This is a genomic window from Maricaulis sp. MIT060901, from assembly GCF_047123815.1.
Classification (GTDB): Bacteria; Pseudomonadota; Alphaproteobacteria; order Caulobacterales; family Maricaulaceae; genus Maricaulis.
This window is the reverse complement of the sequence record NZ_CP138920.1, coordinates 2653285-2666263: the sequence shown is the minus strand read 5'-3', so window position 1 is coordinate 2666263 and position 12979 is coordinate 2653285. Positions and strand designations below refer to the sequence as shown.

The following is a 12979-nucleotide window of genomic DNA, read 5'->3' as shown; positions in this document are numbered from 1 at the left end:
TCCGAATCGAAGTTCACCATCATCGAACAGCGTTAGCCGCGCTGCAAGGAGCCTCCCCTCATGAGCGAGATGCGCACAGAAACCGACAGCTTTGGTCCCCTGGAAGTCCCGGCCGATAAACTCTTCGGCGCCCAGACGGCCCGCTCCCTGATCAATTTCCCGATCGGCACGGAAACCATGCCGGAGCCCCTGATCCGCGCGCTGGGTATCGTCAAGCGCTCCGCCGCCCTGGCCAACAAGCGCCTAGACAATCTGGAACCGGAACTGGCCGACGCCATCGCCCAGGCAGCGCTGGAAGTCGCCGAAGGCAAGCTGAACGATCATTTCCCGCTCTCGGTCTGGCAGACCGGCTCCGGCACCCAGTCGAACATGAACACGAATGAGGTCGTCTCCAACCGCGCCATCCAGATCCTGGGCGGCACGGTCGGGTCGAAAGACCCGGTTCACCCGAACGACCACGTCAACCGGTCACAGAGCTCCAACGACACTTTCCCAACCGCCATGCACATCGCCGCGGCAGAGGAAATCTCCCACGCCCTGATCCCGGCCCTGCAAGAGCTGCACAATGCGCTCAATGACAAGCAGAACGCCTTCAAGGACATCATCAAGATCGGTCGCACCCACCTTCAGGACGCCACTCCGCTGACGCTGGGTCAGGAATTCTCCGGCTATACCGCTATGGTCGCCAATGGCATTCGCCGCGTCGAGGCCACCCTGCCGGCTTTACTGGAACTGGCCATGGGCGGCACGGCAGTGGGAACCGGTCTCAACACCAAGCCGGGTTACGCCGAAGCCTTTGCCGAGGAAGTGGCCAGCCTTACCAAGCTGGGCTTTGTCACGGCGCCGAACAAGTTCGAGGCGCTGGCGACCAAGGACGCCCTGGTCGAGGCGCATGGCGCACTCAACTCCGTGGCTGTCTCCCTGTTCAAGATCGCCAATGACATCCGCCTTCTGGGCTCCGGACCGCGCTCGGGCCTGGGCGAGATTGCCCTGCCGGAGAACGAGCCGGGTTCCTCCATCATGCCGGGCAAGGTCAATCCGACCCAGTGTGAAGCCATGACCATGGTCTGCACCCAGGTGATGGGCAATAACACCACCGTCTCCATGGCCGGCAGCCAGGGCCATTTCGAGCTCAACGTCTTCAAGCCGGTGATCATCTTCAACGTGCTTCAGTCCGTGCGCATCCTCGCCGATGCGGCCAGGACCTTCACCGAGAAGTGCGTGGTCGGCATCAAGGCGCGCGAAGACAATATCAAGGCACTGATGGAACGCTCTTTGATGCTGGTGACGGCACTCAACTCCACCATCGGTTATGACAATGCCACCATCGTCGCCAAGACGGCGCACAAGAACGGCACCACGCTGCGCGAGGAAGCCGTCAAGCTGGGCTTTGTCACCGAGGAACAGTTCGACGCCATTGTCCGCCCGGAACAGATGATCGGTCCGAAGGCGTAGGCTTGCTCCTCGACGATGAATATGAAAGCCGGGCTGTTTCAGTCCGGCTTTTCTGTATGGTGTGGTTATGACATCGAAACCCGTCAACCTCCGACAGTTCCGCAAGCGCAAACAGCGCGAGGACAAGGCCAGACAGGCCGAGGCCAATCGTGTGGAGTTCGGGACGCCGAAGGCCCTGCGCGAACCGGTTCAGCTGGAACGCGAGCGCCTGCTCCGAGAAGTCGAGGCGAAAAAGCTCGAAGGGAACACCTCGCCAGACGGGGAAGCGCCTAGTAAGGAGAATTAAGCGCCGGGTTACGCCCGTGACGCCGCTTGTACTCGCCCAGCAGGCGCTCCGCCTCGGCAACTTCGGAGAAGGTCTCGAAAAACATCATCGCCGACGGATAGGCCGGCTGATATCCGGCCGGGGGATCGAGTTCACGCTCAAAGGACCGCTTGAGCGAGCGCGCCGGCGAGATTTTCAACACGGACGCCAGATTGCCCTCATCCTCAAGCAACACGAAGACCCCGGGCGTGTCAGGGACACGTCCGGCGTGGAGTTTGGATAAGGGTATCGGCTTGTGCCAACGACGCATAACTCTACGACCAGTCTTCGATGGAACAGATTTGCCGCATTTAGCTCAAATCCGCACCCCAGTAGTCAGACTTCGGTAAGCAAGCCCTTAACCGATGCTCATCGCCAGTGTGCGACTGATCAATGCCTGGGGCTGTCCGCTTTCTTCGCGCCAGTGATTGAACGCGTCCTGGACGGCCTTCCCGGCCTTCTTTGACGTAGGCGCCTTGTCGATCACGCCCTCGCGAACGAGCGCCGCAACAACATCACCGGACACAATGAATGCATCCCAGCCGGAGAAACGCAGGAAGTACTGGCCGGTCATGCCGCCCAGCCGCGACCCCTTCTTGCCGAGAAACTCCTGCAAGCCGATCTGATCCTCGACCGGCCAATCGGCCAGGAAGGCACCAAACGAGCCGTGTTCGGCCACAACATCCTGGATCATCTGGGCATTTTGGATCGTCGCCATGATTTTCTGGCCGTTGCGAACGATGCGTTTGTCACTGACAAGGCGCTCGACATCCTCGTCGGAATAGAAGCTGACACGGGCCGGGTCGAAACCATGGAATGCCTCCTCGAACCCATCCCACTTGGCCTCGATCACCTTCCACACGAAGCCGGACTGGAAGACACGCTTGGTCATTTCGGCAAGCCAGCGACTGTCAGGCAGCGCGCGGATCTCGTCCCGGCTGCGCGGCGTGTAATACTCCTTCAGGCGCTCATCCAGATCGGGGTGATATCCCAGCGCCAGGTCACGAATTTCCTCGAATGATCGCATATTTGTCTCCTCTGCCTCCTATTTAGTGGCGGCCAAGGCGTGACGAAAGCTTGACGAAGGAAAAGAGCTTGGCTTTGTAGAGACATGCCCTTGATCAAGCGCTCTATTTCACTGTCCGGCCATCGCACCAGTCTGTCGCTGGAAAGCGAGTTCTGGGATGTGCTGGACGCCGCAGCCGCCGAACGCGGGCAATCCATGGCCAGCTTGATCGGAGAGATCGACGAGGCCCGCGGCGTGGAGCCACTGGCTTCATCCGTCCGCGTCTGGGTTCTGCGCGCCCTCCGGGACTAACCAGGTTCAGCTTGTATTCCACAGCCTTGCGAATGGGCAATGACCTGAAATCACCTCGCTTTGTCGTGCGCCCCAGTTGGCTGGAACGACACAAGGGCAACTGGCCAGCAAACACATCATCAGCTCCCCACTGGCCCGGCCTGCAAGCCGAGCCTTTTCTTTGCTCCACCTTGTCTATCCGTGCGACGCAGGACAAAGCTTTGCTGTGTCTGATTCCCCGCCTTCCACACCGCTCACCGGGCTGGTGCAATCCTTTCGAGATGGACGCGGACCCGCGCTCTGGCTGATGGGCCTGGTGGTCGGGCTGGTCGCTGGATATGCCACGCTCGGCCTGCGCCTGGGCATTGGGCTTGTTGAACAATTCGCCTTTGGTGCCACCGAGGAACACCTCGCCAGTACCGCGGCCAATTTCCCGGTCTGGCGACGCTGGGCCATCCCGGTGATCACCGGCATCGTCATTTCACTCATGCTTCTGCTCGGCGACCGGCTGGGCCTGTTGAAGAATTTCCGTTCGCGCGGTGTGACGGACGTGATCGAGGCCCGTGCCGTCGGCAAAGGCCAGATCGAGCTGAAATCCGGGCTGTATTCGGCACTCATGGCGTGCATTTCGCTGGGTGGCGGCGGCAGCGCGGGCCGCGAGGGGCCGGCCGTGCATCTTGGCGGCACGCTGGCATCGCTGGTTTCAAGGCTTGTCGGCCTCAATGCTCGCGGCAGCCGCATTCTCCTGGCCTGTGGCGCAGCAGCAGCCGTGTCCGCCAGTTTCAACGCGCCCGTAGCCGGTGCGCTGTTCGCGTTCGAGGTCGTACTCGGCCATTATGCCCTGCGCTCGATTGCGCCCGTTGCTGTGTCCAGCGTGGTGGGGGCATTGGTTGTTCGATATCATCTGGGCCAGGATCAGGTCTTCGGCTTCCTGGCCATGCATCAGGCTCATACCTGGGATTTCCCGGCCGCAGCGGTACTCGGCCTGGCTGCAGCCGGTCTTGCGGTGGTGTTCAATCGCGGTGTGCTGCACGGCAGTGCCTTCGTCGAGAACCGCGCGCGCGGCCTCAATATCCCACTCTGGACACTGCCCGTTCCCGGCGGCCTGTTGGTCGGCCTCATCGCGGTTTTTGCGCCGGAAGTGCTGGGCGTCGGTTATGAACCCACCTCCAATGCACTGGCGACACGGTACGTGTTCGGCGAGCTGATCTTGTTGCTGGTGCTCAAAACCCTCGCCACCCAAATCACCCTCGCCTTTCGCTTCGCTGGCGGCGTATTCTCGCCTTCCATCTATCTGGGCGCCATGCTGGGCTCTGCCTTCGGTCTTATCATGGCCCAGTTCATGGGCGGTGAAACTGCCGGTGCAGGCTTCTTTGCCGTGATCGGTATGGGCGCTGTGGCCGGCGCGGTTCTCGGCGCACCGCTATCGACGACGCTGATCGTGTTCGAACTCACCTCGAGTTACGAGGCCTCGGTCGCGGTTCTCGTCGCGGTTTCGCTCGCCACCGTGCTCACCCAGTCGGCTCAGGGAGGATCACTGTTCCAGAAACAGGTCCTGCGCCGGGGTTATGACATTTCCGGTGGTTCGAGCAGGCTTGTCCTGCAAATGGTTCGCGTGCGCGAATTCATGATGCCACTGGTCGAGTGGAGTTCCGACCAGGTCAAGGACGAGACCTGCTTCTATGAGGACGACACGCTGGGCCGGGCGATGGGTGTTCTCGACGCGGAACAGCTGGAGGGCGCTGCGGTGCGGGAGCGCAAAGGCGATCAGAATATCATCGGCTGGATCACCAAGGCCGATGCCCAGGCCGCCTATGCGAAAGCCCTTGCCGAGATCAGCGAGGAAGAACACCGCTAGCGCGGATCATAAACTGCAGCTTGCCCGAATTGAATAATTCTTCTGTAAGGATGTTGGTTTATGACGGTTCTCCATGGAGACGGGTGGCTTGGATTCCAACGCCTTAAATGGCGCCGTGTTTGGCGAGGGTGCGCTTGCGCCTGACGCCTTGCGTGCGGCCAATATCAACCCGGTGACCGGCCTCGCTACGGACTACCTCAATCACTTCAACGAAGTTGTCATGTTGATGGAAATGCTTCCGGACATGCGTGACTGCGCCGAAGACGTGCTTGAGTGGAAACCGGCCAGCTATGTCGAACATTTCGAGATGTCCGCCTTCAAGGACCGTGACCTGGCTGTCGTCGCCTATGAGGCTGCACCGCGTGATGTCCGTGTACATCTGGAGACGTTGATCCTGCAGATCGATGGCGAGGTCCAGCGTGCCCAGGACTTCCTACGTGCTGCTCAGAGCCCCGAGATCTGCAACGAAGTGGCCCGCATGGCCACCGATGAGATCAAGCCACTGATCGCCGCGGCCTCCGCGGCCATCAATGGCCAGGCCGAAGCCGAAGCTGACTATGAAGACGAGTCTGTCCAGGCCGATATCGACGCCCTGTTCGGCTAGAATTTCCGCTTCCTGAGCAATAATATTATATAATAAGTGGCAATCACGCAGCCTGCACGTGATGATGCATCATGGTTAAAACATGATGGTGCGGCTGACATTATGGCGACTTCTTCGATCTCTCCCTCGCGTACGGCATCCATGAGCGCGGATGTCGACAAGATCATCGTACAGCTTCGCCTGGCCCAGGATTACGGCAGCGGCAGCCCTCATGTTCTCATGCTGATCAATGATCTCGTCTGCACGTACGAGGACAAGTTCGAGAAGTTCGAGGCTGGCCTTTCCGAGCAAGGCGCACGCCAGCTGGGCATGATCAGGACGCTGCACGAACACTTTCTCGCGGATCTGGTGGAGTATGCGGAAATGATCCGGTGCGAGAACGGCGAATTTCCCAATGGTTTCTTCTCCTTTGTGGATAAGGGCCCGTATGTCCAGCCTTCCCTCGCGGCTTGACCGCGACGGTTCGCTGCAGACCGATTTCAGTTAACCACATTTTTATAAGGGATTATCATGATTGCTCCAAACAACCTGATGGAGTTTCCTCATGCCCCTCATGAACTGGGACAGCTCGCTTGATGTCGGCGTCGACAAGATGAATGACGAGCACCAGCAGATCCTGTCACTGATGAACCACATCTATGACGCCCGCGAGGCGGGCCGGAGCGGACCGGATGTCATCGCTCTCGTGGACCGGCTGGGCCAGGTCACCATCGATCATTTCCGTGACGAGGAAGCCTATATGGAGCAGATCGGCTATGCCGGCATCGCCTCGCACAAGCTGATCCACAAGGACCTGCTGGACAAGTTTACCGGCTATGCCAGCGACATCAAGGGGAGCGGCGGGCAGGTGCCGGAGAAGTTCCTGACCTTTCTCAAACTCTGGCTGACCGCACATATTCGCGGGATCGACATGAAATACAGCCCGAAGGCAGATCTTTTGAAAGCCGGGTAACTCCCCCCTCTCCCGCTTTCCAACGGTCCGCCGCCTCCCCTTTGCGGCGGGCCGTTTCATGTCCGAGTTGCAAACGTTTCTTGGATCGAACAATCCAATACAGATCAGCTATTCGTCTGTTGCGAACGCGTCCGCACGAAGTGTCGTTAGAAATTCCATGTCCGGGATAACGCGTTCAGCGACCTCATCTCCGAACATCTCGATATGCCAAAACAACGGCCACTGCTCATCGCTGGTCAGTTGACCGCCCAACAATCGGGATGTCGAGAAACTCCCTCTGGTCTCCTGGATCAGAATTTCCCGCACCCCATCGCCATCCAGATCCCCCAGATAAACATGGGCAGCCTCAGCCTGTGCGCCGATCCAGTGCTCATCAACGCTACTTCCAGCCCGCCCCAGCTGACGTGATGGCAGCAGGAGCACATAACGCATCCGGCCCGCGATCCGGACAGCACCGACCTCGCCCCAGGAATCATCTGAAACCTGAAGCCGTAAAGGCAGAATGGCGATTTCAGGAACATCGATGGGTGAACTGGAATTTGTGAGGCCCGCCAGACTGCTTTCGGTCGGAACAGTCGTCGATGCACAGCCAGCCAGCATCAGCATTGAAATTGCGAACAAAAAACGAACAAACACACATCCCTCCCTTGGGAAATGGCCGCAATCGGTCCAGAGTAGTTCGATTATCGACTCGTTTTATCGACTGCCAAGACCCTAGATTGTGATGTCCGAACTTTCCATCTCCGACATGGCGCGCCCGGCGCCGCCCTCGCCTTATCTTGAAGGGCTCAATGCCGAACAGCGTGAAGCGGTCGAAGCCGTTGAGGGTCCGGTCCTTGTGCTGGCCGGTGCCGGCACGGGCAAGACACGGGTGCTGACCACCCGCCTGGCACATATCCTGGCCACCGGTCGCGCCCAGCCCTGGCAGATCCTGTCGGTGACCTTCACCAACAAGGCCGCTCGGGAGATGAAAGAGCGTGTCGGCAAGATCATCGGTGAGGCGGTCGAAGGCGTGCCGTGGCTGGGCACCTTCCACTCGATCTCCGCCCAGATCCTGCGTCGCCATGCCGAACTGGTCGGGCTGAAATCCAATTTCACCATCCTGGATACGGATGACCAGCTACGCCTCTTGAAACAGATCATCCAGGCCGAAAACATCGACGAGAAACGCTGGACACCCCGCCATCTCGCCTCGCTGATCGATGGCTGGAAAAACCGCGGCCTCAAGCCGGAACAACTGGGAGAAGAGGACAAGTGGACCTTTGCCGAAGGCCGTGGCCAGGGCCTCTACACCATCTACCAGGAACGCCTGAAAACGCTCAATTGCTGCGACTTCGGGGACCTGCTGCTGCACACCCTGCACATCTTCAAGGACCATACCGATGTGCTGGCCGAGTATCACAAGAAGTTCCGCTACATCCTGGTCGACGAGTACCAGGACACCAACGTCTCCCAGTATCTCTGGCTGCGCCTTCTGGCCCAGGGCACAGGCAATATCTGTTGTGTGGGCGATGACGACCAGTCGATCTATGGCTGGCGCGGCGCCGAGGTTGACAACATCCTGCGCTTCGAGAAGGACTTCCCGGGTGCCCATGTCGTCCGCCTGGAACGCAATTATCGCTCGACCGAGCATATCCTGGCAGCCGCTTCCGGGCTGATCGCGGCCAATCGCTCGCGTCTCGGAAAAACGTTGTGGACCGAGGATGATGGCGGCGAGAAAGTCCAGGTACGCGGCATCTGGGATGGCGAGGCGGAAGCGCGTTTCGTTGCCGAGGAAATCGAGAACTGGAGCTCCAAGGGCCGCTATTATTCCGACGCCGCGGTACTGGTTCGCGCCTCCTGGCAGATGCGCGCCTTCGAGGACCGTTTCATCATGCTGGGCCTGCCTTACAAGGTGATCGGCGGCCCGCGCTTCTTCGAGCGCGCGGAAGTGCGCGATGCCCATGCCTATCTGCGCCTCGTCCGGTCGCCGGAAGACGATCTCGCCTTCGAGCGCATCGTCAACACGCCCAAGCGTGGCATTGGCGATACAACTGTGCAGAAGATCGCTGTTGCAGCACGCGCGATGCAGGTTCCCATGACCGAGGCCACCCGGCGTCTCTTGGGTACGGACGAGATCCGCGGCAAGGCCAAGACTGCGCTGAGTGTCTTCCTGCGCGACCTGGAACGCTGGCGTGAACAGTCCGAGCAATCTCGCCTGGATGAACTGGCAGAGATCGTGCTGGACGAAAGCGGCTATACCGCCATGTGGCGCGAGGACAAGACGCCCCAGGCGGCGGGCCGTCTGGAGAACCTCAAGGAACTCATCCGCTCCATGGGCGAATGGGAAACCCTGGAAGCCTATCTGGAACACGTCTCCCTGGTCACCGATGCCGATCGCACAACCGAGGAAGACGAAGTCTCCCTGATGACGCTGCATGCGGCCAAGGGCCTGGAATTCCCGCTGGTCTTCCTGCCCGGGTGGGAAGAAACCGTCTTCCCCTCCCAGCGGTCCCTGGATGAAGGCGGCACGCGTTCGCTCGAGGAGGAACGACGCCTGGCCTATGTCGGCATTACCCGCGCCCGCGAACAGGCGGTGATCTCCTTCACCGCCAACCGCATGATCTATGGCCGCTGGCAGGCCGTCATCCCGTCACGCTTCATTGATGAAATGCCCGTCGATCATGTCGAGGCCAGGTCCGAGACCGGCTATTATGACGGCGGCCCCGGTCGCGAAAGCTTCACCGCCAATGCCGATCCGATGGCGTCGAGCTATTCCTCACCCGGCTGGAAACGCTATCAGGCCAATACCCAGTCCGGCCGCCGCTCCGACCCGCCGACGATCAACGCCAAGGCCAAGGTCATTTCCAGCGGCGGATCCGACAAGAACGGCAAGTGGAAAGCCGGCGACCGCGTCTTCCACGACAAGTTCGGCTATGGAACCGTGAAGAAAGCCGATGGCGAGAAATACTCCGTCCAATTCGACAAGGCCGGCCTGAAGAAAGTGGTGGAGAGCTTTTTGAGGGATCTGCCGTAACCGGCCCGATACAGAGATTTCATGGCCCTGCTTGCGAACATCATCTGGTTAATTCTTGGCGGATTTTTTGTCGGCCTGCTTTACCTGTTGGGAGCAATCATCCTGTTTCCGCTCTTGACCTTCCTGTTGCCGATGATCGGTTACAGCTTCTGGCCGTTCGGACGGCGCCCCGTCTCCAAACAGGCCGTGAATGCCTACAAGCAGGCCAATGGGCAGGAGCCCGCCCCGGATGATTTCGAAACGGCGGGCGGTATTGTCAAATTCCTCGCCAACGTCGTTTGGCTTTTGACCTTTGGCTGGATGCTGGCCCTGACCCACCTGTTTTCAGGTCTGATGAACCTAATCGCCTGTCTGCCGATCATCACCATCCCGATCTGTCTGCCCAATGCCATGGCGCATTTCAAACTGGCGCCGGTCGCCCTGACTCCGTTCGGTGTGAAGATTGTACCGACAGCACTGGCTGACGAAATCGAGCTGGAACACGCCAAGGCCAAGCTCTAGCACGCTTGATCTTCTTGCCGGAGCGGTCCAAACACCACGCCAGAAAAGGACTTTTCATGACGCAATTCTGGCGCCTCACCGCGCATTCCGATTTCTCCCGGCTCGCCGACATCGTTCAACGCCTGGACGAGGCAGGCCCTGAGGGGATGACCTCCTGGTCACTCTTCGACGAAGGCGAGGTGGCGCGGCTGGATCTCATTTTCGACGTCGAGCCCGACGAAGCCGCGGTCCGCCGCTCTGCAGGCTTGCTGGACGATATGATCATCGCCTGTGGCCCAATGCCGGAAGAAGACTGGGTCAAGCTTTCACTGGCGGGATTGAAGCCGGTCGATGCAGGCCGTTTCGTCGTCTTCGGCGAACATGATCGCGAGCAAGTCTCAGCGGAAAAAATCGGCCTGGAGATCGAAGCTGGCCCGGCCTTCGGAACGGGTCATCACGGTACAACGCGCGGCTGCCTCATGGCTTTCGACGAGATGCTCAGCCAAGGCGAAGGCCCCAAAACCGTGCTCGATCTGGGTTGCGGCACGGCAGTCCTGGCCATTGCCGCCGCGAAAACCCTGCCTGATGCCAGCATCTTGGCCTCCGATGTCGACCCGGAGTCTGTCGAGGAAAGCCAAGCCAATTGCGAGAAAAACGGCACACCCGGCATCGAGGTAATTCTTGCCGAAGGTCTGGATCACGAGCGGCTTGCAGGCCGCGAATTTGAGCTGATCTTTGCCAACATTCTGGCACGGCCACTGGTTGATCTGGCCCCCGACATTGCCAAGGCGCTGGCGCCGGGCGGCAAGGTCATCCTGTCCGGCTTGCTGACGGAACAGGAAGAATGGGTTCGTGGGGCTTTCGAGGCTGCAGGCCTGAATGTCTTCCGTCGCGATCCGATCGAAGACTGGGAAACGCTGGTGGCGGCACACCGCTAGAGCGAACCGATTTTGCATTTTCGCTCAATTGCGCAACACTCCGGCCAGAACAATGTCGGAGCATCCGATGAGCGGTCGAAATGGAAATGATCTCCAACTCGGTGATTGCCTGAGCCGGGAGGAATTGCGCGCTTTGTCGGAAACGACGAACTGGCAAGGCGGCCTGATGCTGGCCGGCAATCTGCTGACCCTGGCGCTGGCTTTCGTGCCCGCCATTCTCTGGCCGAACCCGCTCACGATCCTGATGTCCGTCGCCCTGATCGCCGGACGCCAGCTGGCGTTCGCGATCTTGCTGCACGATTGCGCGCACAATGCTCTCTTTCGAAGCGAGGTCTTGAACACGTTGGTTGGTCGCTGGATAGGTGGCGCTGCGGTGGATGTCCCGCTTAAGCTCTACCGGGACTATCACCTGAACCACCACAAACATGCCGGGACGGAGCTCGATCCTGATCAGGGCCTGGTGAAAGACTATCCGGTTACCAAGGAAAGCCTGCGCCGCAAGTTCGTTCGCGACCTCACCGGGCAAACCGGCTTCAAGGAACTTGCTTTGCTCTGGCAAAACCCGACCCTTGCAGGCAAGGCTCCCTTTATCGCCTTCCAGATCGTATTGCTTAGCGTGTTGACGCTGGCGGGGGCACCCTGGGCGATCGCCCTGTGGTGGCTGGCACGCATCTTCGTCTACCCCGTCATAATGCGCGTGCGCAATATCGGCGAACATGGTGTCGCGGCGGATCGTTATGACACCGAATCGCGGCGCAATACGCACACGACACGACCACGCTGGTGGGAGCGCCCGTTCGTTGCGCCCAACCATGTTAATTTTCATCTGGAACATCACATGTTCGCAGCCGTTCCACCGTACAATCTGCCACGCCTGCACCGCCTACTCTCCGAACGTGGGTATTATGCGGGTTATGACTGCGTCACAGAGGGTTATGGAAACATGCTCCACAAGGCCGTTCGAGCGGACGGGCAGACCGGCTGCCCCCCCCGGGCGATGGTCTCCGGGGGCGCCTGCTCTACGCTATTGTGGACGCGAAACATCCAAACCGCCCAGCAATCCCGCCATGCCGATGGCGAATTCACCGTGATTGGGCCCGTCATAATTTGACGTCACCGCCACCACCACCTGCGGCTCGATAAAGACCAGCAGGAAGGCGCGGCCGCCTGATGATCCACCGGAGTGCGCGGCATAGTGGGCGTTGTTGGCCTCGCTGAAGCCGGCAGCGGTGCCAAAAGCGCCCTGCTCCTCGCTGATTGATGCGGCCAGCAGCTCCAGTTCCAGCACCTCACCTGTCGCCAGGGCCTGCCCCATATTTGCCAGATCATGCGCCGATGCCAGCAAGCCGCCACCACCGAACTTGCATTCGGCGGACATGTCCTCCAGCGGGTTTGCACGACGCAGATTGCCAAACATGTTGGCGGCTTTCTCGGCGCCCTCACGATCCGTCTGGGCGAGGTAAGTCTCGCCGAGAACCGAGGACATCGCCGCGTCAAAACTTTCGGTTTCAGTGATCTGGACCAGAAGATGGCTCAGCAGCACATAGCCGAACGTCGTGTACTGGACATCCGAACCCGGCGCATGGATCAGCGGATCATCAATGAAATGTCCCAGCGCATCGGCCGGCCGCTCACAGCGGCGCTCAGCAAATCTGCGCCAGTCGCCGCGCCCCTGATAATGGCGCACCCCGGCCCGGTGATTGAGAAGATGGCGCAGCGTCACCGCCCCATAATGTTCGGGCAGATCCGGATCGATCTCGCGGACGAGGGTATCCAGATCCAACCCCTGTTCAGCCTGCAGGCGGGCATAGGCCATCGAAGTCAGGAGTTTGGCGATTGAGTAGAAGTTATAGTCGGTCTCCAGACCGTCCAGCTCCGTGCGGGCGATACCGCCCTCGGCCTCGAACACGGCTTCACCCTCGACCATCACGGTGAGGTTCAGCGCCGGGAATTCCTGGGCAAAGGCGTCAAATCGGCTCTGCGCCTCTTCCTGGGGCGTTTGCAGCGACAGGGCTCCGGCAAGCGCGGCTAGCGTATTCACAATCAACATTTATCATCCTCGTCTTGTTCAGCAC

Annotated in this window: 15 protein-coding genes; 11 read left to right on the top strand and 4 right to left on the bottom strand. The window is 59.9% G+C overall.

Features of this window, described 5'->3' with window-relative positions; all coding sequences use genetic code 11:
• Positions 1-60 precede the first annotated feature (60 nt).
• Positions 61-1455, top strand: a complete 1395-nt coding sequence (fumC, locus tag SIC17_RS13050; RefSeq protein ID WP_291892610.1) for a class II fumarate hydratase — start codon at positions 61-63, stop codon at positions 1453-1455.
• Between the two features lie 67 nt (positions 1456-1522).
• Positions 1523-1741, top strand: a complete 219-nt coding sequence (locus SIC17_RS13045; protein WP_412545635.1) for a DUF4169 family protein — start codon at positions 1523-1525, stop codon at positions 1739-1741.
• Here the strand turns inward: SIC17_RS13045 and SIC17_RS13040 are convergent.
• Together SIC17_RS13040 and SIC17_RS13035 are read right to left on the bottom strand one after the other, a co-directional pair.
• The gene (locus SIC17_RS13040) at positions 1725-1955 is read right to left on the bottom strand and encodes a hypothetical protein (RefSeq protein WP_291892605.1); all 231 of its coding nucleotides are present in this window, start codon (positions 1953-1955) and stop codon (positions 1725-1727) included. The two genes, SIC17_RS13045 and SIC17_RS13040, sit on opposite strands and share 17 nt — an antisense overlap.
• A gap of 162 nt (positions 1956-2117) precedes the next feature.
• The gene (locus tag SIC17_RS13035) at positions 2118-2786 is read right to left on the bottom strand and encodes a DNA-3-methyladenine glycosylase I (protein WP_291892603.1); all 669 of its coding nucleotides are present in this window, start codon (positions 2784-2786) and stop codon (positions 2118-2120) included.
• Positions 2787-2870: 84 nt separating this feature from the next.
• Here SIC17_RS13035 and SIC17_RS13030 point away from each other — a divergent pair, with 84 nt between their 5' ends.
• From SIC17_RS13030 to SIC17_RS13010, 5 genes are all read left to right on the top strand, one after another.
• Positions 2871-3077, top strand: coding sequence for a ribbon-helix-helix domain-containing protein (locus SIC17_RS13030; protein WP_291892601.1), 207 nt, complete (start codon positions 2871-2873; stop codon positions 3075-3077).
• Positions 3078-3282: 205 nt separating this feature from the next.
• A complete protein-coding gene (locus SIC17_RS13025; RefSeq protein WP_412545634.1) occupies positions 3283-4914 on the top strand; it encodes a chloride channel protein in 1632 nt (543 codons plus the stop codon).
• An 88-nt stretch (positions 4915-5002) separates the two neighbouring features.
• Positions 5003-5518: a hypothetical protein gene (locus tag SIC17_RS13020; RefSeq protein WP_291892597.1), complete on the top strand. Its 516-nt coding sequence runs from the start codon at positions 5003-5005 to the stop codon at positions 5516-5518.
• A 102-nt stretch (positions 5519-5620) separates the two neighbouring features.
• Entirely contained in the window at positions 5621-5971 is a 351-nt protein-coding gene (locus SIC17_RS13015; protein WP_291892595.1) for a hypothetical protein, read from the top strand.
• 91 nt (positions 5972-6062) lie between these two features.
• Entirely contained in the window at positions 6063-6470 is a 408-nt protein-coding gene (locus SIC17_RS13010; protein ID WP_412545633.1) for a bacteriohemerythrin, read from the top strand.
• Positions 6471-6578: 108 nt separating this feature from the next.
• On the opposite strand, the gene SIC17_RS13005 is transcribed toward SIC17_RS13010, so the two are convergent.
• Positions 6579-7106 carry a hypothetical protein gene (locus SIC17_RS13005; protein WP_412545632.1) on the bottom strand — a complete coding sequence of 176 codons (528 nt, stop codon included), beginning with the start codon at positions 7104-7106 and terminating at the stop codon, positions 6579-6581.
• Positions 7107-7194: 88 nt separating this feature from the next.
• Between SIC17_RS13005 and SIC17_RS13000 the strand changes: the two genes are divergently transcribed.
• From SIC17_RS13000 to SIC17_RS12985, 4 genes are all read left to right on the top strand, one after another.
• Positions 7195-9486, top strand: a complete 2292-nt coding sequence (locus SIC17_RS13000) for an ATP-dependent helicase (RefSeq protein ID WP_412545631.1) — start codon at positions 7195-7197, stop codon at positions 9484-9486.
• Between the two features lie 21 nt (positions 9487-9507).
• Positions 9508-9987: a YccF domain-containing protein gene (locus SIC17_RS12995; protein WP_412545630.1), complete on the top strand. Its 480-nt coding sequence runs from the start codon at positions 9508-9510 to the stop codon at positions 9985-9987.
• A gap of 56 nt (positions 9988-10043) precedes the next feature.
• Entirely contained in the window at positions 10044-10904 is an 861-nt protein-coding gene (locus tag SIC17_RS12990; protein ID WP_291892585.1) for a 50S ribosomal protein L11 methyltransferase, read from the top strand.
• 67 nt (positions 10905-10971) lie between these two features.
• The gene (locus SIC17_RS12985) at positions 10972-12015 is read left to right on the top strand and encodes a fatty acid desaturase family protein (protein WP_412545629.1); all 1044 of its coding nucleotides are present in this window, start codon (positions 10972-10974) and stop codon (positions 12013-12015) included.
• Here the strand turns inward: SIC17_RS12985 and SIC17_RS12980 are convergent.
• Positions 11929-12954 (bottom strand): serine hydrolase domain-containing protein, encoded by a 1026-nt coding sequence (locus SIC17_RS12980; protein WP_291892582.1) that lies wholly within the window; start codon positions 12952-12954, stop codon positions 11929-11931. The two genes, SIC17_RS12985 and SIC17_RS12980, sit on opposite strands and share 87 nt — an antisense overlap.
• Positions 12955-12979 lie beyond the last annotated feature (25 nt).